Below are 24,092 nucleotides of genomic sequence, written 5' to 3' on the forward strand. Positions count from 1 at the left end.
TTTTTGACGGTTTCTGGTTCTGATATTGAATTTATTTTTGTTTTTGAGATAAAAGCTTAATTTGATTCTTTAAAGTGTAGAGTTCTGTTGGCCGCTTTTGCATCAATGAACTATAAATTCCTTGATGATTGTAAAAATCAAAATACTCGAGCAAGCTTACGAATTATTCTTTAGAAATATGATATGGAAAATGATTTTCTAAGTTCCATCATAGGTTTTAGGTGATGGTTGACAAGGATAATTGTTGATGCCTATGGATATTTATATAAGGTTTTATAATAGCCATTGTAGATAGTTAAATCAAATTATCCTTGTTAACATCTTCTAATTAAAATTTATAACATATAGTTCCATACACATTTGTTGCTGTATGTTGATGAGGGACTATATTTATTCTATCGGTGCCAAATTTAAATATAGTATTTATACCTAAATTTATTTTTTTTGAAGCTTTAATGGATAAGCCGATAGAATAATTAGGTCTTAAAAGACCAATTGAGAATTGAGGTCTTATCAAATAGCTTTCAGGAAACTTATAAGTTAAATATAGTGGGTATTCATTATATGATTCTCTTTCATCTTCTATAATTAATCTGTTATGAATGAATCCAAAAGTAATATATAAGTTTTCATGAGTTTTTGGTAAATTAAAATCTGCTATTATACCGAAGCTACTATAAGCACCTGGTTTAACTTCTGGTATTTTATCACTAAAGTTTGTAGTTCCTCCAACTAAAGACAATTCGTATTTTCTTTGTTTTTTTGAATTTAAAATGACCTCATCATTATTATTGTTCTTTGATAAATTGTATTGATGAATAAGTTTCTTTAATTTTTTTTCTTCTGGTTTTTTAAGTGATTTTATTCTTGATTTAAACTGAGGTCTGTCTTTCATTAGTTCTAATAAAATATGCTGATGAATTTCAGTTTGATAATTAAATGATTTGCCATCAATACGTTTAACTCCTTCGCTGTATGTTAATTCAATAATTTTTTCATTTATTTTTTCTACAAAGAAAACTTTTTGAGCCTTTTCATTTAAGTAATAATATAAATTGATCTCACCTTCGACTAAATATTCAAGAAAAACCTTTTTACCAGAAGTGATCTTTTTTGATATGTATTTTTTGCTATCATTAAATTCAAAATATTTTATATGGTTGGGCGAATATGTAATTTTTTTATTATCTATAATTGCGGTGCATTTTATTGACATATTTGCATCTGATCTATAATCTATTTTAGTTTTTGTGGTGTCTCCAGAGTTATAAATTATAAATCCTTCTTTAAAATTTTGTTGACTAATAGCATTTATGCTAATTAATAAAAGAATTGATAGAAAAGTTAATGTTTTGATCATTATATTATATTTTTTTAAGCAAATATAGGAATGAATTTTTTGATAAAATGTGAAATATAATCTTATTTATGTATTATTTTGTTGATTTTATGCGAGACTTGTATTTGTAAATCCATTAATTGTATATTAATTGTTATTTTTATTACTATATATATATGGTGATAGTGTTGGTTAGTTCTAAAAAATTGTATTTCTGTGAAATAGAATTAAAAGTAATAGGCAGTTTGCATTTAAAGTGGCATTAGCTGTTGTCAAAAAATAAATAAAGCTATTTTTTTCCTAGAATTTGAAATGAGCAGATCGTTAATAAATCACCACATGTCCAGTGGAACAATTATCTATTTGTGGCTTGAAAATCAGCTATGTGCGAGAAAGTATCACGGTAAAGTTATAAATCACACATATTCTCTTGGTAAATTCTATATATTTCGCAATATTGTTAAGTTGTAAATTTATAAGTCATGAGTATGGTTATTTATTTAGGGTGCTTGCGTTCAATTGTGAAAAATATAACTATTTTAGTTTTTCTAATGCTAGTATGTTGTTCTTTGCTTTCTTGTCAATTAGAAAATGAAGAATATGTAGAAAGTGAAACAGTTTATCCTCTTTTTGATGAAATTCTTATTGAAAAGGGTAGTTCAAGTACTAGAAAAAGACAACTGATTAAGAGTATAATCTCTGATGAATATTATCCGATGACGTTAGATTATTGTGACCCGCTGATGGATAGCTTGTCTAAATCAGTTAGGGATTTTTTTTTTCAGTCAAAAACACAAGAGATTTCATTATTTTCAAATCCCTACAAGAAAATGTATGATTCTTTAAAAGTGCAAATAGATTCGATATTAGTATCTGAGGGTATTAATCATGAGAATTTTTTCAATGAAGATGAACTTAAGAGCAATTTTTTTGCAAAAAAAAGAATAAGAGAAAATTACTATAGAGCTTATAATCTCACGAATGCTATTGATGCCTATTATTCTTTCAAACTAGAAAATATTATTGAGATAGAAAAAGAACTGACTTTACATAGCCATAATTTTTCTTATTACCCTAATTTTGATTCAGTCAGAGTGGGAGATGAATTTGAACTGATTATTAAATATTATAATTATAATAATTTAGATAGACTTGCTGATTTTTCACATTTAAATACTGAAGTTATTGTCAATGATAATCTAGTTGACATTTCGACAGAAACTTTTGGTTCTTCATTGCTTATAAAATTTACTCCTCTCGATACTGGGAAACATTTTATTAAAGGAGATTTTCAATTGTCTTTTGAAATAATACCAGATTCTATTTTTGACCAAAGTTTTTCAACTTATATAAATGTTTATACAAAAAATAATTAATATGAAAAAGATAAATTGTACATTATTCATTTTAATGACTCTGATCTTTTTTTCATGTCAAGAAAAGCCTTTGGAAAAAAATCAAGTAAAAGTCTTAGAAAGCCATCATAAAGAAGATTATATTAATCAATGGAGAAAGGGAATTGAATTTGGTTTTTTAAATTCAATTTATAAAAGAAAATTACATGAATCGGAATTGGATATTTTAAAAAGCTTATTAGGGATATGTGAAAAAAGGAATAATTTAAAATTGAACGATAAGTCGCTTACAGATAGTGAGCTAAGAAATGAATTTTACTCATATTTGTCAGAAATGGATTCAATTTTAAGCCCTTTTCGAAATTATAAAATTGAAAATATCTACTTTGATACATTAATATTTGACAATTATTTAAACAACCGATCAAAATTTAACTTTTCACACCTTCAATATGATTTAGATAGATATGAAAAATCATTAATAACTATTCTTATTATAGAGTTAGGCGTTGATTGTTCATTTTCAGATGATATTATGTTGAGAAGTTTGAGCGTAGATTCTTTAGATTGGAATTTTGAAGAAGGTTATACTTACAAAATGAAAAAAGGAGAAAAGTTTAAATCAATTTTGACTGATATTTCAGGGGCTATTCCAAAACATGTAAATATTCTCAAAGATTCAATTATAATCTATTCTCCTTCTGGCAAAACGGTAGAGTATAATCGATATAATTATGGAAATGGACTTCTATTAGATTTTTTGCCAATGGATAGTGGTAATTATATCATCAGAAATATTCATGAAGCAGAAATAACTGGGGAGTATCCTAGAAAATTTGCCAAAGATCAAAATATACCTTTGAAAATAGAATGGTGATAAAATGTTACTTTATACTCTGAAAGCTTCATTTTGAATTTAGAAGGTGCTTGTATTTTTTGTTGTTTTTTGTAATATTATATGTAAATTTTTTAATTATTTATTTTTATATAAAATACTCTCTTTGATGATTAATTATTTGAAGATATATGGAGTTTTTTTGATTCTCGTGCTTTTTTACTCTTGTGGACCAAGCAAGGAAGAAAAAGATCTTAGAGAAATTCAGTTAGTAACTCATCTGGCAGAAACGAGAATGAAAATTTCTGGTGAAATCGCTGGATTTAAAAAGATTCAATATGATATAGGAATAAAAAAACCGGATTCAACAGCTTATTCACTGTTTATACAAAAAATAATGAGTTCGATTGATTCAAATGAATCTAAAATCGAGAAAATACCAGAATATTATAAATCAGCAGAATATTTAGATAGTTATTTGCAAATCAAAGCTCAGCTTGATTCGGCTTTTGAAGCCGATGGAATAGAGCATATTTATTTTTTTAATCCTGAAGAGCTGGAGAAGAAATTTTATGAAAAAGATGATAGAAGAGATGCTTTTTTTCGTCAGTATAATCTTCTATTGGCATTGGAAAGTTATGTTGATTTTCAAATCAAAAGCCTTTCTAATAAAATTCCAGCACCGAAACATGATGGAAATATTTATTTTCATCTGGAGCAAGACACCGCTAAAGTGGATAAGCCATTCGAATTTATAATTCAATACGAAGATGGACAAGCGACTGAAGAATATGCCAAAATTTCTTTTGACAGTTTGAAAATCAAGCAAAATGGGGAGGTTTTAAAACATTCTGTAAAAACATATGGCCCCGCTATTCTTGTAAAATTTTCTCCAAAATATACAGGGAAGTGTATCGTGTCCGGCCGAGCAAATATTGATTTTCCAGACATGACAGCTTTTGAGTTTTATGAGGATTTTTCTACTCATATAGATATTTCATCTAACTAATATGCATATGAAATATATTTGGCTGAGCATATTTTTTTCTTTGATGCTATTTTCTTGTGATAGTCGACGAACGAATGAGAATCATTTGAAAATTCTTAACGATGAACTGAATAAATATAAAGAAAAACGTAAGCAGAAATATCTATCAATCTATAAAAGTGTAAGAAAAAGTGGAAATAGAAAAGAGGATCTATATATTTTAGAAGTATTAACTGAAGCATTTGAGTTAAAAAGTGAATTGATTGCTGGGCATAACAACAAAACATTTGTAAATAAGAAAGCTGATCTATCTTATTTTTCTAATGTAATTGATTCTTTAGCAGTACAATTAACTCTTTCAGATGATAAATTCAACTCCATCTTATTTGATAAAGTATATTTTAATCACTTAACAGAGTTAAATTTTGCGCTACTAATGAATGAGTTGAATTTAAATGAAATAGAATTCTTGATAGAAGTCGATAGAGTTATTTCCCCATTTTATAGTTGGGATGGAAGGTTTTTTTATAGAAAAATTTCTTCAAATGTGATAGATTTTTTTAGTAGTAGATATTCGTATAGATGTGATATTGATAATAAAGATGGATTTAATGAAATTTTATTTGAAGATCCACGAGTTGATCACTGTATATTGAAATATTTAAATGATTCCATTCAGATATTTGATCCAAACAATCAGCCAGTAGATTTCATACAGAAAACATTTAATTCAGCGATTCAAATTTCTTTTACTCCTCAAGATACAGGGACTTATCTTATCAAAAATCAAAGAGAAATACTTTGTCAAATAATAGATATGGGCGATAGTCTTTTGAATATTGATTATGAGATTCCAATCCAATTATTTAAAAATTAGAGTATGAAGAAAAGGTATATCTATTGTATTTTGATGATTCTGACTTTTTTCTCATGTTCAGAGGAAAGGGTTAATGAAAATCATGTGAAGGTCTTGAAGAAGAATTGGAGTCAGCAAAAGGAGAAAGAGAAAAGTGATTTGTTCACATTTAATTCTTATAAATATGTGCGAGAGTCTGAAAAAAGAATGGCCTCTGGAGCTTATCAAGATTATATTTTCTTGAAAAGAAATTTGAATTTGGATGAAGGTGAGACACGATTGACAATCACAAGGTCTGATTTTGAGGATTTTTTATATATGACTGATTCGATTACTAATATTGAAAATTCTAAGAAGGGAAGTCTCCAATTTGATAAATTCAGATTGGATATTTTTTTCAATAATAGGAGTAGGTTGAATTATAATTTATTGCTGAATCAATTAAGTTATTTTGATAAAGATGTTTTTGTGAAATTAATTTCAACATACAGAGTTTTTTGTGGTGTTGATATGGATAATGAAGGTTTCGGGAAAAAGGTTTTGTCACGTAAAAAGGAGTGTTCAAGTAATGAAAATAATAAGGATTCAGTTGATTTATTAGTGGTGATGGATTTGATCTCGTTTGCAAGTATTTTTCCTGATTCATCTTTTTATATGAATACTCTCGAAGTTTATAGTCCTGATAAAAATCCCATTGAAGTTGATCACAAAAAATTTAAGAGAGCTTCTCAAATTAATTTTTTAAGACAAGACACAGGCATGTATACTGTTAAAAGTAAAATAAAAGTGAAATTGAACTTACCTTCATTTGAAAAAAGATATCTGGATACTATCTATACAATAGATCAAAAAATTCCATTCAAAGTGTATTAAGCGGGATAATATGAAATTTAGATTAACATACATTTTATTTCTGCTTTTACTTTCCTGTTCTGAAAAAAGATCGGATGAGAATCATGTCAAAATCTTGAAGGAGAGTTGGAATCAGCAAAAGGAGAAAGAAAAAAGTGATTTATTCTCATTTAATTCTAACAAGTATGCACTAGAGTTTGAAATAAGACAGGCTTCTGGAGCTTATCAAGATTATATTTTTCTGAAAAGAAATTTGAATTTGGATGAAGATGAAACTCGATTGATGATCACAAGATCTGATTTTGAAAATTTTTTATCTATGACGGATTCGATTACGAAAATTGAAGATGTTAGAGAATTTGATTTGACTTTTGATGATGAAAAATTAGATCAATTCTTTAAGAATAGAAGTGTTTTGAGTTATTATCTGATGCTAGATGAGATAAATAGATGTAATTATGCTGTAGTAAGAAGATTAGCGTCGCTTCATTGGCCTTTTTGTGGGTTTACAATTTATCCTGATGAGTTTAAAAGGAAATTATTATTTTATTCTCATGATTGTGATTGTCAAGGGGTTTATCATTTTAAAAAGTTACATGAATATGATTGTTCATACATTTATAAAAGAAAAATATTAGATAAAACACGAGTTCAATTGTTATTGATGGATTTGAATAAACCGATGTATACTTTTGGAGAATATAAATTGGATTCTGTTCAAGTTTTTGATTCAGAAGGAAAAGCGATAAAGTATGACCGGAAAAAATTTAAATCGTCTTATTTGTTGAATTTTCATACACAAGATACAGGTATGTTTACGGTTAGAAACTTAAGAAAAATCTTTCTAAATTCCGACGGCTATTTTGTTAGAAAAGATACTTTATTGACGGTTGATCAAGAAATTAGATTGAGAGTGGAATAAGGTAGGTCATATGAAATTTAGATTAACATACATTTTATTTCTGTTTTTGCTTTCCTGTTCTGAAAAAAGATCGGATGAAAATCATGTCAAAATCTTGAAGGAGAGTTGGAATAAAAATAAGGATAAAGAACAGCAGTATTTTTTTTCAACTTTGTCACGAAGAATGCGCTCTAGAGATAGGGTTTTAAAAGCCTGTAAAGCTTTAAATGATTATACTTTGCTAAAAAGAAATTTGAATCTTGATGACGAAAACACGGGATTAACTTTGACCCGAGAGAAAATTGATCATTTTTTAGCAAAATCTGATAGCTTAACTGATTTGGAACGTTCTCGTGATTTTAACATTACTTCTGATCATCCTTCTGTGAATGATTTGTTTGAAAAAAGGGATAAACTCAGTTATTATAATTTTCTGAATAAGTTTATATATATGGATATGAGAATCATTGATCGAATAAACTCTTCAATTACTCCTTTTTGTGGATTTGAAGATTATACAGATAGCTTTCGAAGGAGATTATTATTTGATTTTGATGAGCATAATTATCCTTACACTTTTATAAGAGAAAATATGGGCGATGATTCTGTCGAATTGTTATTGATGGATTTGAATAAACCGATGTATACTGTTGGGGAATATAAATATGATTCGGTTCAAATTTTTGATTCAGAAGGAAAGTCGATAAAGTATGACCGGAAAAAATTCAAATCGTCTTATTTTCTGAATTTTCACGCTCAAGATACAGGTGTGTATACCATAAAAAGCATGAGAAAAATCTATATGAAATCGGAGTACAATTTTTTTAGAAAAGATACTTTATTGAAGGTCGATCAGGAGATTAGATTGAAAGTGAAATGATTAATTAGAAATCAAAGTTTATTTTTAAAATTGTTGATTTGAAACTAATCAAGATATGTGGAATCTAAGTTTAGCTTTAACGAAGGTAATTAACTGCATTTAATAGAAATGATGTGTTTTGAAATTGAGTAGAAAGCTAGATAATATCATCTGAGAATTGGATTATGGATATCTTGAATTTTAGTGAATGAATTTTAGTGCTCTCGATTTACGGTGCTATGTTTTTTTTGAATCTTGATTGGAGTATCAAACATAGTATATTGTACAGCTCATTTCATTACCATTCGTAGTACTCATTATATATTATTACTAGCTTTCTTTTTATCTTTAGATGTCTGTATCAAAATTGAAACGATCCATTTCCATTTGAAGGTCTTCGATTTGAGATTCTAATTCAAGAACTAATTGATCTCTCTCTATATTCGTGAGAACACTTTCCCATTCGTTTACTTCGGAATTGTAACTACTCTCTTTTACTTTACCTTCTTTTATGTCTAATTTTTTTAAAAAATTTGCAAGAGATTTTAGTTCTGATAGCTTATAAATTGATTCAATCTTTATTTGATTTGCTCTTGTAATTTCAGACTTGACTTTTATAATTGATTCAATGTTTTTATTTAAATCTGTCAATAACTGTTTTGTGTCATATATAGCTGTATTGCCAGCAATATAACTATTATGAGTTGATATTTTTTTTTGAATGTCTTTAATATTACGAGCTAACTTGTTTTTTTCAGAAAGGGCTTTAATTAATTTCATATATTATGCTTGAAAATAATGCTTTATGTTGAGTTTTTTATTGTGATAAAATGATAATTAAGTACTTTTTTAATTTGTTGTTTAAATTTGCTTGATTTTTTTGACATTTTCAAGTTATATTTAGTGAAAGTTTTAAAATTGATTAATTTTAGAGCTAGAATAGCTTTTGTTTAATTATAACGAATAATATTTGAAGTATATTCGTATTGTTTTTACTTTTTCTAATCTATATTTTTGGAGGATAATAATAAATGGAAAGTGTGATGGTTGAAGATGAAATAAAAGAAAAATTCTTATATATTTCAGAAACTAGATTTTTATTAATGAATATAGTGACTTTTGGTGTTTTTGAAAGGTATTGGATTTACAAGAATTGGAAGTGTTTAAAACAAAATGATGGTTTGGATATCATGCCGTTTTGGCGTGGAATTTTTGGGATATTTTTTATTCATACTTTATTAGATGAGATTGCTTTTAGAAGAGAGTTATATGAAGTACAAAAATCAAAATTTAACCCTCGTACTTTGGCTACATTATGGGTTGTTGTTCAAATTGGATTGAATATACTTGGTAAAATTGAAAATGATTTATTAACAATTTTCTTGTTATTTATTACTGTTATCTCAAGCTATATATTAGTGCCTGTTCAAAGGTATATAAATAATGTATATGAAGAAAAATATCCAGATCTAGAGTATAGTTCATGGTCAAAGGGACAGGTAATTTGTTTAATAGTAGGAGTAATTATATCTTTAGTGGTGTTGTCAGGATTATTTTCTGGTTTTATTTTTTAAATCTATTGAAAAACTACTTATACAACAATATTATAAGCAGAATAAACAACCAAAATGTGATTGATCAGCTTGTTCCTGATGAAAATGAGGTTGAGAATATAATCAATGCTAAATTTGGAGATACTTCTATAGGGTTAGTTCAAGAGCTGAATTAAGATGAAATCTTTTTCAATATTTATTCGAAAAGCTGTTACTTGGGAAGTGCTCAGTTGATAGAGCTTCAAAAAGCTGTTGATGTCATTAGTTTTGTCTCAAATGAAGATTTTCAGCCGGAAGATTTATATTTAAAATTTCCGGAATTCTTTGCCGAATCATTAAGGCCTCATCTTAATTGTTTGAAAGGGGATGAGTTATTGCTCGAAATCAAATGGCTGGAAGATATTATCCCAAGGGTCTGTGAAGAATCAGATCACAAGAATTTTTTCATTAGCTTAAAAGAAATCGTGGGCAGTCAGTATCCATTTTTCAGTCTAGATCGTTTGTGCTTTGCAAGAAGTATCGAGAATCAGGAGACTTCTTTTTGCGTAAGGTTTGATGATAAAGAGTTAGAGCTTACTAATTATGACGATGTGTTGATTTTCAAGGGGAGCTCTTTGGACGTATTGAATTATTTGAAGAAAAATCCATTGGGTGAAGATTAATCGATCCTGAAACTAGCCCAAAAGCTTTCAATAGTTTCTTCCTTTATTTGCTTTAAAAGTCGTTCATTTTCTTGTTTATTCGCTTCGATTTCTTCGGGAGTTTATTCAGGTTGAATAATTTTGAAGATTTATAAGCGATATATTCTTAGTCGTTTATTTTTTCAAGATGGGAAACAACAAGGAGAGATTATGGAAATTTATTTATATGTTGTTTAATATAAGTGATTATACTCTCATAAATTTTATCCAGCCTTTCATCAAATAAGAATTGGCTTGCTTTTATAATAATACTATTCTCTTCTAATTCTTTTCTATACAAATAATGAATATTACCTTTCTTAATATTAAAATCATACTTTTTTATTATTTGATTTTTTGTGTCATTTGCGTTTTCTAAATTTTTTGCGAATTCTGTCATCCCATATTTGAGACCAAAAATTTTAATTACGTCTTCAAAACAATCTTGATGTATAGCATCACTGAATCCTTCATAATCCTCATAACCCAACCAATCGTAAACCATAATGAAATCTTTTTCAAATGTATTGAATTTCGTTTTATCATGACTATCAATTTCACATTCCTCATGAGTTACAGAATATTTATTAAAAATTGCTCTATATATTTGAATAGCTTTTTGTTCATTTGAAGAGTTTTTGCTGAGAATTATTTCCGTCGTACTTAATCTGCTTTCTATAATTCTTTTTTTAGCTTCAATTAAATTATAATTTACTTCGAATAAAATTTCTTCAGCCATTTTAGAATCAACTTTTACCTCACAGATTAATTGATTTTGATACTCATTTTTTGCTTGTTCTATTGATTTATTAACATCTCCATTATTCTGTTTAAGTATTTTAATTGCCTGCTGAATTCCGATTGGAATTGAATCCCTAAATAATTTTAGTTGTTTTGAAAATTCCATGGTAATATTTCTATTCTAAGAGGGTTTTAATTTCATGATCAATTTCTTCATCATCATCTTTTCTCAAAAAGGTTTCAATCTTTTTCTTTTCTGATTCGATTTCTTCAGGAGTCGGATAACGTAGGAATGTAATCTCAGCTAATTTATTCGAAGTAGTTTTTTCATAAGCATTCATAATCTTGTTGATTTGATCATTTAGTTTTTTTATGCTTTGGTTCGAGTTTTTTATACAAATCAACATTATTTTATGGCTATCACTAAATTCGGGCTTAACTCCATTATTATAATAGTTAAGAGTGAAAATAGAGTCTAGTTGATCGAGATGCCATTTTTGATCAGATATTTTAATTGAATCATCATTTATATGAAAAATATTTCGTTCGCGAATTAATATACAATCAAATTCGCTACAAGGATCTTGAAAGGAATATGCTGCACGGATTTTTTTCTTTGTTCCATTATGATCAAAATAAATCTGAGGAGATGGAATAATATGTTTGCAAAAATAAGCATCAACGCTGTCTACAAATTGATCATATGATTCAAATTCTTCTATATCGAATTTTTGATTGAATGAATATGGATTATGTTCATTTGATTCAGCTGTATTAATTAATTCTTTTGCCGAATATTTTTCAAAAGTCAAATAACTAATTCCGATAACAATGACTGTAGTAATCGAAAGATAAAAGTAAATACTATTTATGCGGGATTTTCTGTTCATAAGTTTTTACTAATTAGTTGGACTTAAGAAAACAAATATTCATGTTTTGAGCTGATTCTAATTGGTCATAGATTTCTGTTACTTTTATTATTTGAGCTTTTATTATTTCAATATCTTGATTTGAATTTTGAATATGAATGATAATATGGTTTGAGGAAGTGCTAAAATCACTTTTTTCCCCATCATTATAGTAATCTAATGGCAGAATTGAGTCTATTTTAGAGTAGTGCCAACTTAAGTCTGATTTTTTGATTGAATCGTCTTGAATGAGAATAACGTTTCTATTTTTGTAACAAACAGATAGGTCTGGACATGGATTATTAGCTCCATAAAAAGGCTTAATTACAAAGCTTCGTTTTTTATGATGAATAAATAGTTTTGGAGAGTTTCTAACTTCACAAAACTTTGAATCGATACTGTCAATCAATTCGTTGTATGTTTTAAAGTCATCAATATTAATATTTCCTTTTGAAAATGTATAATGGTACAATAGTTCTGACAAGTCAGAACTATTGTACTCCTTTACCAAGTATTTGTCAAAAATGATATACAATGTAGCTATTCCTATGAATAAAGTGATGGATAGAAATGGAAGAAGGTTGTTTTTGTCGAGTTTTCTATGCATTGGTTAATGTTTGATAATTGGTGGTTTGACTTCTTAGTGATCTCCTTCGCCAATGAAGTTAATTTCCGAGACGTATAAATCAGAATACTTCTCACCGGGATAAATATCAGTGAATTTAAACTCAAGGATGAGTTCTTCATTATCCGCTAGGTAATTGACTGGATCGATGGTAAATCGTTGAAGTCTGTAAGTGTCTTGGAGTTGTAGAGTATATGTTTTGATCCCGTTGATATATAAATCGACTGATTTTGCTCTTGAGTTATTTTTCCAAGCCTTTTCACTCTTGATGTACCCGTTATAAAAATCAATGGTATAAACGGATAGTATTTCAGATCCTTTGAAGAAATATTTTAAAGAGCTGCCTTTGTGGTTTTTTACTGCCCAAGCTGTTTTTAATTTAAAGTCATGCGCATTCTTTGCATCATAGGTCGAAACAGAACTTGCAGGAAGATTGTCATTTGATTCAACTTTGAATGGACCTCCAGCGCAATACCAGTTGCAACCAGGCTCTGATGTGCTAAAAGGGTTTTGATCAAGCTCAGTGCCCGATACTTCTTCCAAAAAGTTCAACTCTTCTTCAGTAAGAGAGTTATGTCCATATTCTTTAGATTTAGCAGAGATGTCATTGTATGTTTTAAGATTAGCATTGTATAGAGCAATATTTTCCGCTGATATATCTGGATAACTCATGACGACAGGCTGAATTGTTTTCGGATTATTATTGAGATTGGCTATCAGTAAAAGATTTATTGCTAATAATTGTAAGGTCATCTTCTGGTTGTTTATTTAAATATTTCTTAACTGGAATAATATTTATTTTCAATATATAATTAATGTGCTTTTAAAATAATGATTTTTCTTTGAAAAAGATATAAATTAAGGTGGTAATGTTTTAACTTCCAATAAGGTTGTAATCGATCAATGTTAATGAATGCCTTTTAAATTATAAAAAATAGAATGCAAGTATTCTCCATGAACAAAAATACAAACAAGACATACCTATTGATATGTGTTTTAATATTAGTGAGTGCTTTCCAAGCAGATAAAGAAAAGCATTTTCCAAAAATCATTGATAATTTACCAAAACCGGATAAATTGCTAGCGCAAAATGAATTGCATAAGGCAGATCCATTGATTTATATGTTTGGGGATTTAAATAATAAGTCATACAAACTTGTAAATATCAATCGAGGATTTAATTTATCGCCTGATTCTTTACCCAAAGCTAGGCCAAGTAATTTGAAAATATTTATAGATACGACTCAAGTTCTATCAATTGACTTGTCAAGATATGATATTCCTCCTCCGCCAGTTTATGTAGATGATAAAGTGCCTGTTATTTATGAAGCGGATGATCTGGAACTGGAATATGATGAAGTTTCGGTGATAGATACTTTGGAGACTATTCGTATTAGAAAGCTATATGAGGAAAGAGAGCCAAGGTGTGTAAGGTCATATCCCGTCTATGTAGAAAACATTTCAGGGAAGGATTTAAGGGTTTTTACAGTGGATGATAAATTATTGATGATACAGGAGGTATTGGATGATAATGGAAAGTGGCGTTCGATAGAGTATTTTAGATTTGGTATGTGTGGTAATGGATATTATTACCAACCGCTTCCTAAGAATCACTTCATGCTGATTAAAACGCCTTTATATGAAGGTGCGTTTAAAACGAAGATGCGCTTGAAAATGAAAATTGATGATAAGTATATTTTCTCAAATGAAATTGATTTTCATATTAACCGTAATCAGATGTTTCCAGGTCAAGAATTTTATTCGTTTTTTGATTTTGAAATAGAACGAGACTCAGTAGCTTTTTTTAATAGGGTACTTTTGAAATAGAGCATTATGAAATCAATACGTGAAATTGAATCAAAGTTAAATATATATTTACCAAGTGATTATGTGAATTTATTATTGAATTTCCCTGATGAAATAATTTCGGCAGAATTAAATTTTGAAAATTTGCTGGATAACTCAAATAGAATAATTGAGATAAATCTATTGTTAAGAAAAATGGAAGTTCCAGAAGGTTATTTAGCTATAGGGTATGACGTTACTGCTACGCATTTTTTCATTAAACTAGATGATGAAGATCAGGCTGTTTATGAATATAATATTGCTGAAATAGCTTTTGAAAATTATGAAGAAGATGATGATGAAAATTATATATTTGAAAACTTAATAAAGAGAAGATATAAAAACCTAGAAGAGTATGTAGATGAATTAAAATCTTGGGTGTGAAATTCATAGAAAATGGAATATATTTAAATCTTATTTAAAACAAGCATTGGCTTATGAAGCAAAAAGTGAAGCTGAAAGGCAAGCCTGAAAATGACAAATTGTTTCTAGTAGGCTTTATGTTAGCTGGTTGGACTTTTATTATTTTTTTACTCAAGGATGCTACCTTGGTCGAAATGTATGATAGGCCTGTTGTATTCGCAACAATTTTTCTTCTACATATAGTTGGATTCAATTTGTTTCCACTTACAATGATTTTTAATAAGAAAGAGTTGCTTATTACTGCCAATGAATTGTATTATAAGTCAAAGTTGAAGGGTGAAAGAAAGTTCCAAGTTTCGGATTTTGATAGTTATAAAACAGTTTATACTAAGTTAGGGGGGATGATGGTTCTTTATTTTAAGGATGGAACTTCCCTTATAATTCGTTCTATTGATTTTTCAAATTATCATGAGATAGTATTGTATATTAGAAAAAATGCAAAATTCAAATGATAAAATTTTTTAAAATAAAACGATTGGGGAGTGTCTTTGAATACATTGAAACATATAGGTATCTTTCTGCGAAACGAACATTGAAAAGTTACAGCCAATTTATAAAACTGATAAAAATAAAAGATCAGAGGGCTGCGATTATAGCATCGAGCTGTGAAGATGATAAGGGATTGCTTTTAGATTTAAAAAATGTTCAGCCTACAGATGGCGCCAATCATAGTTATTTTTATTCCAAAGACTCCTATTTTGCTTGGTATTACCAAAAATTACTCGATGACGGAGATATTGGCGAGATTGGTCGCAGTTTGTCTGGATTTTTGTATCAGTATCGCCCTGAGCTTTATTATGTGTTTGCAGAGTATAATATGAGGATAGGGAGAAAGGAAAAGGCTAAAATGTACTTTTTTCTAAGTGGAATTTATGATGACAAATCAATGCCATATGTCGAAGAATATTGTACGCAACTTCAAAAGGGAGACCGTAGGCAATTGGAGGGTATCTTTCCGAAGCCATTTCTGATGAAAAAAACTCGATATCTAATCTCAGACTCCCTTAAACATAAGTTGAAAAGTTTGAACGCGCCTGAATGGATGTTTAATAATAATTGAAAATAGACTTAATTGATAACGTTATGCGAAAAATGGTTGATGTAGTTTTGATTTTTATTTTATGCACAGTATTCGCCTGCAATGCAAATGCTCAATATTTTGGCTCGGAAAAAATCCCAAAAGAAATCATCGAACCTTGGATAGAAGATTCTATTCAACAGTATCAAGCGGTTTATAAGTTTGGTTTTTCGGAAGGAGAATGCGAAATGACGATTATCATTAATGACGACTTAATCATTGCCCAAACTAGCGAATATGAATGGTCTAATGAATTTAATCGGTTTGTAAGCACATATTCAAATTTCAGCAATGTAAAGATAGAAGGGAATAAATTCTTTAGCGATCAAACCGATGGAGAGTTCGTTTTCATTGAGAATGATAATGGAAGCACTGCTTACTTATTAATTTATGACCCATGGACGTATGAATTTCATGAGGGCGGAGAGCTGGGAAAAATAATGGGAGATAGCCAAGAATTGTATTGCAATGGAAAGTTTCCTCAAGCAAGTTTGACATTGTTAAGTGATTCGGATTTGGAAAAATTGACTCTGCATGAATTGAAAGTCATGAGGAATGAAATATTTGCCAGATATAGTTATAAATTCAAATTGGGAGGAGAAATGGATAAATATTTCAAAAGTCAAGATTGGTATTTGCCTTATTCAGATTCTGCTAACCTGACTGAACTTGAGATACGAAACATAGCATTGATAAAAAAGGCCGAGAGCAAGAAGAAAGAATAATAATAATGCTTTAATGAATTTTTATTTATATAAATTACATAATTATTTCCAAAAGGGAGGATTATATATTAATAATTCATTTTTTGTTATGAATAAAGAGTTGGCAAAGAGAAAAGTGTGCATGTCTGGTGTTTCGATATTACTGATATTGTTAATGGCTTGTAATGATGCTGATAAGGCTTATTACCTTAAACCGGTTGATTTGGCTTATTTGGAAACGGTTTATCGTAATGATTTTGATACTGTGAATTATGTTAGGTTCTTTGAAAATGAAGAGGGAATTCATAAATTATCTGGTGTGATACGCTTTACAGAAGACTTCTTGTCATTGCAAAGTGTCAGTTCCCGCCGACTAATAGCTAAAGACTCTTTGTCTTCAACCATTGATTTGCATTTGAATAATGGATACCGAAAAGAGTTTGATAACGAGGAGAAGGTGATGTTTATTCAACTTCAAATTTCAACAAACTCGCTTGAGTCAGCATATGAGTTTAGAGAGCAGATTGGTGAGAGGTTAGTTGGTTTTATTGAATATCAAAATCTAGGCAGTTGGATGGCGGAGGATTTTGGTGCTGGAGGACTTAACTGTCTATTTGTCGTCAATGATTGGGATAAGGCGCAAAGGGATATTATTCGATTTTTGAACGGTGAAAAATTATTGGACAAGGTATTAATAGCGAAAAGGCTTTATGTATCAGATGAAAATTGGCAATATGAAGTCGTTTATCCTGCGAACTTTAGCGGAGCATTTAATAGCATGTGATTTAGGCATGTTTATGTGATATTTAGGACAAATTGCTCGGAATTCTTTTTGTTTTTAGATCCTTAAAAGGAATAAATAGGTACGATTTTTAAATAGTGGTAGTGAAATATGGAATATAAAGCGAATAAAAAAAGTGTTAATAAGATAAAACCAAAGATATATTTAATATCTATCGGAATTATTATTTTTGTAATGTCACTGTCTGTGAATAAAGTGTATTATACTAGTGAATTTGAAGATTTCCCTGAAGTAGCAAAAATAAGTATATTGACTTTTACTCTTTCTGTATGTATTTATCAATTATATTTTTTTAAAAGACATTTTGATAAACAAGATAAATATAGAATTATTTTGACTGATGAATATTTGAAAATCAGTCAGAAAGGTTCAGAGGATAAAATTATAAAAATTGAAGAAATAGGATTGATTGATAAAATTAATCGAGGAGTTTGGCTTTATACTAAAAAGGAAGATTTTTTAGTTCCGAATTGGATTGAGAATTTGGATGAATTAGAATATAAAATCAGAGAATTAAAGAAAAATCGTAAGTAATAGCCATTCAAAGAGTTTGACTATTTTTTTAACTAGATTGATTCAACATGCTAAAACTTTTAAGTATAATATTTACATCAATTTTAGTATTGATAGTCAGTTTTTTTTGGCTTTTGATATTAGCATCTTCTCATGAAATTGATACTTCGATAAAATTAGTTCCAGGTTTAATAATTTTGATGATTGTTTTACTACAAATAATATTATTGAGACAATTCAAACGAAAAAACAACTGATTGGAAAGTGAAGTAAAGAATAAAAAGGATAAATTTTAATTAAATATAAAACTGAGAGCTTTTTTAGAAATAAATTAAATTTTTTATTGTCTAATAATTATGAAAATCTTGAATATCTATCAGTTTACGATTCTATAGAGAAAAAAAATGAAGTAAATCAGGTTTAAAATATTGTTACCCTTAGTATTAGATGAAAATAAAATCAGATAAAATATTTTTCTATTTTGGATTATTATTATTATTGATAAGCCTTTTTTTAACATATAAGACTAGCTATCATGTTATTTTCTATGACAAAACACTTGGCTATGATAGGTTTACATTAGGATATGGAAAGCCATTTGAAGAAATATTAATTAATTTTATTTATTCAGTGTCATTATTTATTAGCTCTTTTGGATTAATCTCAAAAAATATAATCGGTCGTAGAATTACTTTTTTCTTTTTAATTCCACCAGTTCTTTATTCATTATTATATCTGTTGGCTGTTTTACCAAAAGTTTATGAAACTTCATATTTTATATATGAATCAAATATAGAAAGTGTCTTTAATATAATAAATAGTTTGAATTATCCTTATCTTGAGCCTTTTATTATTTTTCTAATTATACCTATATTATTTATTGAATATAAAATGATTTTATCAGGAATATTTAAAAAGCTTGAATCATAATTGATGTAGTGTTTGAAAATTGTAATACTTTGATTTTTTTGTAATAGGTAAATCGATTTATTAACCTAATTTAATAGGTATGTTTATAGTTGAACTTAATATGTTTTAATTATATTAAGTTCAATTTCATTCAAGGACTTTTATAGCTAAGATCTTTGTTGTGAACACCAAATTCAAAAGCGAAGATCCATTTTAGAGCATGTAAAGCATATATTAGCTGATATAAACTGTTGGAGTTGATTTTATTTCATGAATTTTCTCCAACTCTGTTTTGATTGGTAAAATATATTTTTATCTTGAAAATATATTAAAAATGAATATAACATAATCTAATCGCTAATAAGATACGCATAATTGATTTTATGAGCTCGTAGAATGTGATTGGAATAAACCATATAATAAAACAATAGTAAGCATTGACCAACAAACAACTACACACAGCATCGACAATCATCATTTCTTTAGTCTGGTTTGCCAACGGGCTTTTTTGCAAAGTCTTAAATTTTGTGCCTCGTCACGAGCAGATTGTCGCAAGGATATTAGGAGTAGATTATTCCAGGCCTTTGACTATGCTTATAGGTATGTCGGAAATCATGATGGCTATCTGGGCATTTAGCAAATTCAAGTCAAGACTTAACGCCATTTTGCAAATCCTCGTAGTGGCATGCATGAATATTTTAGAATTTATACTTGTCCCGGATCTTTTGCTTTGGGGTAAGCTTAACTCAATGTTTGCATTATTTTTCATTGGATTTGTTTATTATAATGAATTCGTACTGAATCAAAAATTACTAGAACAGACTGAAACCTCTCATAAAATACACTCATCATGAACTTTTTAAAAGACCATCCTTTTGCTGTCGAAGCTCACTTCGACAGTTCGCTTGTATTGACATTTGCTGTCCCCAAAGAGCAACTTCAGGATTTGATTCCTACTTGTCTTGAACTCGATACTTTTCAAGACAAATGGGCATTTATTGCGATTGCTATGGTGCAAACGAAAGGGCTTAGACCAAAAGGTTTTCCAAGATTCATGGGGAATGATTTCTTTTTGATCGGCTATCGAGTATTTGTTCGATATACCAATAGAGCCGGCAAAAGGTTGAGGGGATTGTATATTATCAAATCACAGACCGATAAGAAGAAGATGGAGCTTATGGGCAACATCTTCACGCATTATAATTATACGACTACGGATATCGAACAGACTATTGAGAATGAGCTCAGAATGATCAGATCAAATCAGTCCAAGTTTGAAATTCTAATCGAGCAGACGGAAGATGAGATAAAAATTCCTGAAAATTCGCCATTTACTGATTGGAAAGACGCTCGAAAGTTTGCGGGGCCTTTGCCACATACATTTACAGTCAATGAAAAGGACCAAACGATACTCACGATCTTAGGCGTCAGACAGAATTGGAAACCTGAGCCTGTAAAAGTGAAAAGTTATCATTTTGATTTTTTGAACCATTTGAATCTGCAGGGGATAGTGTTGGCCAATGCTTTTGAGATAAAAAATATACCTTATTATTGGGAGAAAGGCAGGAAAGAGTCATGGAAATAAAAAGAAGAAATTTTCAGGGAGTGCTAAATATTTTGAGTTTCAACAGGCATTTTTATGTGTTTGGGTTTATCGCTTTAACCCTGATCGTTGCGAGCCAATATCTTTTGGATTGGAATATGGGGTTATTTTGGCTGGTGATTTTTGGATTCATCTATGGACTTGGCATGCCTTTGATTGTGTCGGCTTATGTGTATGATCTTTCTGGATTTTATCATTTTGATTGGTTGAAAAAAATGAATCTTGAAGATTCTGACGAGAAATTCAATTTGAACATTAATGCCGGCTTTGACGAGACGAGTTTCATCCTCAAAAATATCTTGCCGAAATCGAATCTTCAAGTTTATGATTTTTATAATGCAGAACAACACACCGAACCAGCTATCGTCAGGGCGAGAAAAGTGAGTATGTTCTATCCAAATACACAAGAAATAGATTCAGATAAGATTCCTTTGGAAGAAAGCTCCGTGGATAATATATTTTTGCTTTCAGCGATACACGAGATACGGGATCATGAGGAAAAGGTCGCTTTTTTGAAAGAATGCAGAAGAGTTTGCAAGCCTGATGGCAATGTGATCATGGTCGAACATTTGAGGGATTTTCCAAATTTCATAGCATTTACGATTGGTTTTACTCATTTCTTTTCAAGCGCGACTTGGCAAAGGGCATTTAGAGAAGCAGGATTTTTATCGATCAACGAAGCGAAGTTCACGCCTTTTATGTCGGTGTTTGATTGTAGATAAATAATCGGGCCAAAGAAATATACCGTTTTCCCTTGAAAGAGAAGATGGGGGATGTTTTATCAAATATCCTCTGAGTGTCGAAATTTGAAAATAATTGTGCTTAGGTATTTAAATATGGAAATACATTTAAAAATCATCGGGGTATTATTGATTTTATTGGCATTGGTTCATGCTATTTTTCCGAAATATTTTAATTGGAAAGAGGAATTAAAATCGTTGAGTTTAGTCAATCAACAAATGATGAGCATTCATACTTTTTTTATAGCCTTGATTGTATTTTTGATGGGAGTACTTTGCCTGACTTCAACTCATGAACTCGTTGAGACAAAACTTGGCAAAACAATTTCAATGGGGTTTGCTGTTTTTTGGTCTGTTAGGTTGATTTTCCAATTTTTGGGCTATTCGTCCAAGCTTTGGAAGGGAAAAGCATTTGAAACTATCGTTCATATTTCTTTTAGTGGCTTATGGATTTACCTGAGCGCAGTTTTTTGGATGAATTATTTGAATTAGGTATTTACACGCTCATGGTATCGTTTACAATTGTATTGTGAATGAAAAGTCTTAGCATATAATATTGCGAAAGTATATTTATTCTTAAAGCGATTAAATGGAATCTATTATTTGTATTTATTTTATGATGTTTTTTTAATTTTTATATATTTTATTAAATTAATACTTATATAATTGTGTTGAAAGAAAAAGTAGCTGTAATAAATGGGTTTAGAATTGGTTAAAAAAACAGGAATCTTTACTTCTAAAAAAGATTTTTCAAAATTAGTAATAAAAGATAATACTTTAGAAATAAGTAATCAAAAAGGCAAAACATTAAGATACTCGGTTGATGATTTGGCTTACATGGCATTAATAAAAAGAGATTATAAGCCAATACATACCATTCATTTATTGATATTAAAAAAGAAGAGAATTTTCTCCAGAGGATATAATGAAATACTTATTTTAAAAAGATCTGAATGGAATGATTTAGAGAAGCTATTAAAGTATTTGGTCAAAGAGGATAAGAAGTTTTATGATTGGAGAAGACCTGCAGGGTGTTTTATTTTATTTAGAATTTTCTTTGATATTTTCACTCCAAACTTTGCAGAAGTTTTAGAAATAGGAGATGATATCAAAGAAGATTCAGATGAGGATCATCGATTATTCACACGAAAGAAGATAGCTGAATTAAAGGTTTCATTGGAAAAAGAGGCAGGTTAAATACATTATGAAAGTTATACTTAGAAGAGAATGGAAAAATATACCCATTACTATTGTGATACATATGATTTCTTTTGTACTATCTATAAATGTTTCAGAATACCTTTTTGATGAGATAGATTCTTTGGTAGAAATATTTGTTTTATTTCTATTTATGATTTTTTTTCTATTGCTATTGTTTTATGTTGTTTTTTTGATGAGTGAAAAGTATGATTTGACATTTTGCAAGGACGCTTTATTGATAAGCAATGAAAAAACAGTTCATAAGTATCCAGTCAATGATATTGAAAGAATTGAGGTTTCGGACAATTATAAAGTTGGATATATTTATATGATCTTAAAGAGTGGGAAAAAAATTGAATTGAAGTTAGTTGATACATTTTTTTTAAATCAAAATAGGCATCAAGTCTTAAGGAGATTGTATATCGAATCATATAAACATCCTATCTATATGAAATTAATCGCTTATGATTATCCTCTATTTTCCTATAGGCAATGATTAAATAGTTTAAAATGCGAGTATTACTACTATTAATAGTATTGTTTTTGACATTGGAGCGTTTGTCTGCGCAAATGATTCCATTTAAAGTAGGGGTTGATCAATGCATGTGCCCAATTGAAGATAAATTAACAGAGCGTAACAAGTCCGTTTATTCAAAATTACTGAGATTAAATAGAGCAAATTATTTTGAAAGCAAAGACAGTTTATTGCTCAAGGAATACATAAAAGAATATGAGGCTTGTATTGATTCTTTGAGTGTTGAATCCAGCAGATTCGATTTGATCGAAATCATTAAAGTTAGTCACTGTCCTTTGATCATGGCAAATGCTTTTGTCGCGCTCAAAAATATGAATCATGGTATTTACTCTGACGCTGAAATTATTGAACTGCTTAATTTACACATTAAGAAAAATGAGTCAATAGCGAACTTTGATCAAGGCTGTGGCAAGCATTCAAAATTTCTTTTTGAATACATGATTTCGCTAGGGGACAGGCCTAATTTTGGCGATCTAAATAGTCTCTCTGAGGTCAAGAAATATCATCTTGATATTGATTTGTCAGAAATGAAAGTGGCTAAACATCATTATTTGAAATATATTTTCGATTCCAAATATTACAATACCGGGATAAACGCATTAGCGGAATTTCAACCGAAAGAAGACAAAGAGTTTACTTATCAGCAAATTAAAAGCTCAATAATAAGTGCTAAAAATTCATTGCCTAAAGTTGAATTAGATTCGGTTTCAGCGTTGTTTGAATTTTCGTTATTGCACAGAATTATTCCTCAATGGGAAGGAACATTATGGTCTTTTGAAGGCCATACTTCAATTCCCAAAAAGGGTTATATCGCTTGCGGATATTTCGTCTCGACGACATTGCAAGACGTAGGGATAAAACTCAACCGTTATAAGCTAGCTCAGCAATTGCCTATTAATGAAGCGAGAAGTCTAGCGTTTGATCAACAAGTTATTACAATTACGGAATTTGATTATTTGGAAAGAATCAAGAAAATCAAAGAACACATTTCAGATGGAATTCATTTTATAGGATTTGATGAACAGCATGTGGGCTATGTTTTAAAACAACGCGGTCAATTATACATTATTCATTCGAATAATTTGGGCGAGGGAAAAGTAATGATCGAAAATGCTGAATATTCTGATGCTTTTTATGGATATGCTGAAGTGCATATCGTCGAACTAAGCAATAATCAAAAATTACTAGAAGCTTGGATCAATGGGAATGAAATAAAAATTGTGATGTGATTTAAGGAATGCTTTACTT

The 24,092-nt window shown here is 29.3% G+C and carries 31 protein-coding genes; 25 read left to right on the plus strand and 6 right to left on the minus strand.

Annotation, left to right across the window (positions count from 1 at the left end; translation table 11 throughout):
- Positions 1 to 328: 328 nt before the first annotated feature.
- Complete coding sequence (locus tag AABK36_RS10215) at positions 329 to 1,360, minus strand: hypothetical protein (RefSeq protein ID WP_309939889.1); 1,032 nt, start codon at positions 1,358 to 1,360, stop codon at positions 329 to 331.
- A gap of 461 nt (positions 1,361 to 1,821) precedes the next feature.
- On the opposite strand from AABK36_RS10215, the gene AABK36_RS10220 reads away from it, so the two are divergent.
- The 7 genes from AABK36_RS10220 (at position 1,822) to AABK36_RS10250 (ending at position 8,006) form a co-directional block, all read left to right on the plus strand.
- Positions 1,822 to 2,715, plus strand: a complete 894-nt coding sequence (locus tag AABK36_RS10220; RefSeq protein WP_309939891.1) for a hypothetical protein — start codon at positions 1,822 to 1,824, stop codon at positions 2,713 to 2,715.
- A gap of 1 nt (position 2,716) precedes the next feature.
- Positions 2,717 to 3,571, plus strand: a complete 855-nt coding sequence (locus AABK36_RS10225; protein ID WP_309939892.1) for a hypothetical protein — start codon at positions 2,717 to 2,719, stop codon at positions 3,569 to 3,571.
- 127 nt (positions 3,572 to 3,698) lie between these two features.
- Positions 3,699 to 4,538 (plus strand): hypothetical protein, encoded by an 840-nt coding sequence (locus tag AABK36_RS10230; RefSeq protein WP_309939894.1) that lies wholly within the window; start codon positions 3,699 to 3,701, stop codon positions 4,536 to 4,538.
- Between the two features lie 7 nt (positions 4,539 to 4,545).
- Positions 4,546 to 5,394 carry a hypothetical protein gene (locus tag AABK36_RS10235; RefSeq protein ID WP_309939895.1) on the plus strand — a complete coding sequence of 283 codons (849 nt, stop codon included), beginning with the start codon at positions 4,546 to 4,548 and terminating at the stop codon, positions 5,392 to 5,394.
- Positions 5,395 to 5,397: 3 nt separating this feature from the next.
- Positions 5,398 to 6,246 carry a hypothetical protein gene (locus tag AABK36_RS10240; protein WP_309939896.1) on the plus strand — a complete coding sequence of 283 codons (849 nt, stop codon included), beginning with the start codon at positions 5,398 to 5,400 and terminating at the stop codon, positions 6,244 to 6,246.
- 10 nt (positions 6,247 to 6,256) lie between these two features.
- The gene (locus AABK36_RS10245; protein WP_309939897.1) at positions 6,257 to 7,147 is read left to right on the plus strand and encodes a hypothetical protein; all 891 of its coding nucleotides are present in this window, start codon (positions 6,257 to 6,259) and stop codon (positions 7,145 to 7,147) included.
- 10 nt (positions 7,148 to 7,157) lie between these two features.
- Positions 7,158 to 8,006 (plus strand): hypothetical protein, encoded by an 849-nt coding sequence (locus tag AABK36_RS10250; protein ID WP_309939898.1) that lies wholly within the window; start codon positions 7,158 to 7,160, stop codon positions 8,004 to 8,006.
- A 327-nt stretch (positions 8,007 to 8,333) separates the two neighbouring features.
- Here AABK36_RS10250 and AABK36_RS10255 read toward each other — a convergent pair whose 3' ends face one another.
- Positions 8,334 to 8,765 (minus strand): hypothetical protein, encoded by a 432-nt coding sequence (locus tag AABK36_RS10255; RefSeq protein ID WP_309939899.1) that lies wholly within the window; start codon positions 8,763 to 8,765, stop codon positions 8,334 to 8,336.
- Between the two features lie 263 nt (positions 8,766 to 9,028).
- Here AABK36_RS10255 and AABK36_RS10260 point away from each other — a divergent pair, with 263 nt between their 5' ends.
- From AABK36_RS10260 to AABK36_RS10270, 3 genes are read left to right on the plus strand one after another with little or no spacing between them, the layout of a single operon-like run.
- Positions 9,029 to 9,559, plus strand: a complete 531-nt coding sequence (locus tag AABK36_RS10260) for a hypothetical protein (protein WP_309939900.1) — start codon at positions 9,029 to 9,031, stop codon at positions 9,557 to 9,559.
- Between the two features lie 5 nt (positions 9,560 to 9,564).
- Complete coding sequence (locus tag AABK36_RS10265; protein ID WP_309939901.1) at positions 9,565 to 9,714, plus strand: hypothetical protein; 150 nt, start codon at positions 9,565 to 9,567, stop codon at positions 9,712 to 9,714.
- Positions 9,715 to 9,753: 39 nt separating this feature from the next.
- Positions 9,754 to 10,200 (plus strand): hypothetical protein, encoded by a 447-nt coding sequence (locus AABK36_RS10270; protein ID WP_309939902.1) that lies wholly within the window; start codon positions 9,754 to 9,756, stop codon positions 10,198 to 10,200.
- 187 nt (positions 10,201 to 10,387) lie between these two features.
- Here AABK36_RS10270 and AABK36_RS10275 read toward each other — a convergent pair whose 3' ends face one another.
- Genes AABK36_RS10275 through AABK36_RS10290 form a run of 4 tightly spaced genes read right to left on the minus strand, consistent with a single transcriptional unit; the run spans position 10,388 to position 13,245 of the window.
- Positions 10,388 to 11,125 carry a hypothetical protein gene (locus tag AABK36_RS10275; RefSeq protein WP_309939903.1) on the minus strand — a complete coding sequence of 246 codons (738 nt, stop codon included), beginning with the start codon at positions 11,123 to 11,125 and terminating at the stop codon, positions 10,388 to 10,390.
- A 10-nt stretch (positions 11,126 to 11,135) separates the two neighbouring features.
- On the minus strand, positions 11,136 to 11,849 hold the full coding sequence (locus AABK36_RS10280) for a hypothetical protein (protein ID WP_309939905.1): 714 nt from the start codon (positions 11,847 to 11,849) through the stop codon (positions 11,136 to 11,138).
- Positions 11,850 to 11,862: 13 nt separating this feature from the next.
- Positions 11,863 to 12,474: a hypothetical protein gene (locus AABK36_RS10285; RefSeq protein WP_309939907.1), complete on the minus strand. Its 612-nt coding sequence runs from the start codon at positions 12,472 to 12,474 to the stop codon at positions 11,863 to 11,865.
- A gap of 33 nt (positions 12,475 to 12,507) precedes the next feature.
- On the minus strand, positions 12,508 to 13,245 hold the full coding sequence (locus AABK36_RS10290) for an NADase-type glycan-binding domain-containing protein (RefSeq protein WP_309939908.1): 738 nt from the start codon (positions 13,243 to 13,245) through the stop codon (positions 12,508 to 12,510).
- Between the two features lie 201 nt (positions 13,246 to 13,446).
- On the opposite strand from AABK36_RS10290, the gene AABK36_RS10295 reads away from it, so the two are divergent.
- The 15 genes from AABK36_RS10295 to AABK36_RS10365 all read left to right on the plus strand — a co-directional run bounded on the left by AABK36_RS10295 (position 13,447) and on the right by AABK36_RS10365 (position 24,073).
- Positions 13,447 to 14,319: a hypothetical protein gene (locus AABK36_RS10295; RefSeq protein WP_309939909.1), complete on the plus strand. Its 873-nt coding sequence runs from the start codon at positions 13,447 to 13,449 to the stop codon at positions 14,317 to 14,319.
- A 6-nt stretch (positions 14,320 to 14,325) separates the two neighbouring features.
- Complete coding sequence (locus AABK36_RS10300) at positions 14,326 to 14,721, plus strand: SMI1/KNR4 family protein (RefSeq protein ID WP_309939910.1); 396 nt, start codon at positions 14,326 to 14,328, stop codon at positions 14,719 to 14,721.
- Between the two features lie 53 nt (positions 14,722 to 14,774).
- On the plus strand, positions 14,775 to 15,212 hold the full coding sequence (locus tag AABK36_RS10305; protein ID WP_309939911.1) for a hypothetical protein: 438 nt from the start codon (positions 14,775 to 14,777) through the stop codon (positions 15,210 to 15,212).
- Complete coding sequence (locus AABK36_RS10310; protein WP_309939914.1) at positions 15,209 to 15,820, plus strand: hypothetical protein; 612 nt, start codon at positions 15,209 to 15,211, stop codon at positions 15,818 to 15,820. Before AABK36_RS10305 ends, AABK36_RS10310 begins: the two co-directional genes overlap by 4 nt.
- Positions 15,821 to 15,843: 23 nt before the next feature.
- On the plus strand, positions 15,844 to 16,563 hold the full coding sequence (locus AABK36_RS10315; protein WP_309939916.1) for a YARHG domain-containing protein: 720 nt from the start codon (positions 15,844 to 15,846) through the stop codon (positions 16,561 to 16,563).
- Positions 16,564 to 16,651: 88 nt separating this feature from the next.
- A complete protein-coding gene (locus AABK36_RS10320; protein ID WP_309939917.1) occupies positions 16,652 to 17,326 on the plus strand; it encodes a hypothetical protein in 675 nt (224 codons plus the stop codon).
- Between the two features lie 108 nt (positions 17,327 to 17,434).
- Positions 17,435 to 17,878 carry a hypothetical protein gene (locus AABK36_RS10325; protein WP_309939920.1) on the plus strand — a complete coding sequence of 148 codons (444 nt, stop codon included), beginning with the start codon at positions 17,435 to 17,437 and terminating at the stop codon, positions 17,876 to 17,878.
- A gap of 426 nt (positions 17,879 to 18,304) precedes the next feature.
- Positions 18,305 to 18,787: a hypothetical protein gene (locus AABK36_RS10330; RefSeq protein ID WP_309939922.1), complete on the plus strand. Its 483-nt coding sequence runs from the start codon at positions 18,305 to 18,307 to the stop codon at positions 18,785 to 18,787.
- 416 nt (positions 18,788 to 19,203) lie between these two features.
- Positions 19,204 to 19,620 (plus strand): DoxX-like family protein, encoded by a 417-nt coding sequence (locus AABK36_RS10335; protein WP_309939923.1) that lies wholly within the window; start codon positions 19,204 to 19,206, stop codon positions 19,618 to 19,620.
- Complete coding sequence (locus AABK36_RS10340; RefSeq protein WP_309939924.1) at positions 19,617 to 20,351, plus strand: DUF2071 domain-containing protein; 735 nt, start codon at positions 19,617 to 19,619, stop codon at positions 20,349 to 20,351. Before AABK36_RS10335 ends, AABK36_RS10340 begins: the two co-directional genes overlap by 4 nt.
- Positions 20,342 to 21,091 (plus strand): methyltransferase domain-containing protein, encoded by a 750-nt coding sequence (locus AABK36_RS10345; RefSeq protein WP_309939925.1) that lies wholly within the window; start codon positions 20,342 to 20,344, stop codon positions 21,089 to 21,091. The genes AABK36_RS10340 and AABK36_RS10345 overlap by 10 nt, the downstream gene beginning before the upstream one ends.
- A gap of 114 nt (positions 21,092 to 21,205) precedes the next feature.
- Positions 21,206 to 21,601 carry a hypothetical protein gene (locus tag AABK36_RS10350; RefSeq protein ID WP_309939926.1) on the plus strand — a complete coding sequence of 132 codons (396 nt, stop codon included), beginning with the start codon at positions 21,206 to 21,208 and terminating at the stop codon, positions 21,599 to 21,601.
- A 204-nt stretch (positions 21,602 to 21,805) separates the two neighbouring features.
- Positions 21,806 to 22,306, plus strand: a complete 501-nt coding sequence (locus AABK36_RS10355) for a hypothetical protein (protein WP_309939927.1) — start codon at positions 21,806 to 21,808, stop codon at positions 22,304 to 22,306.
- A 7-nt stretch (positions 22,307 to 22,313) separates the two neighbouring features.
- Complete coding sequence (locus AABK36_RS10360) at positions 22,314 to 22,805, plus strand: hypothetical protein (RefSeq protein WP_309939929.1); 492 nt, start codon at positions 22,314 to 22,316, stop codon at positions 22,803 to 22,805.
- A gap of 14 nt (positions 22,806 to 22,819) precedes the next feature.
- Complete coding sequence (locus tag AABK36_RS10365; protein ID WP_309939930.1) at positions 22,820 to 24,073, plus strand: hypothetical protein; 1,254 nt, start codon at positions 22,820 to 22,822, stop codon at positions 24,071 to 24,073.
- The last annotated feature ends 19 nt before the right edge of the window (positions 24,074 to 24,092 follow it).

The sequence above is a fragment of the Aureibacter tunicatorum genome, assembly GCF_036492635.1.
GTDB classification, from domain to species: domain Bacteria; phylum Bacteroidota; class Bacteroidia; order Cytophagales; family Cyclobacteriaceae; genus Aureibacter; species Aureibacter tunicatorum.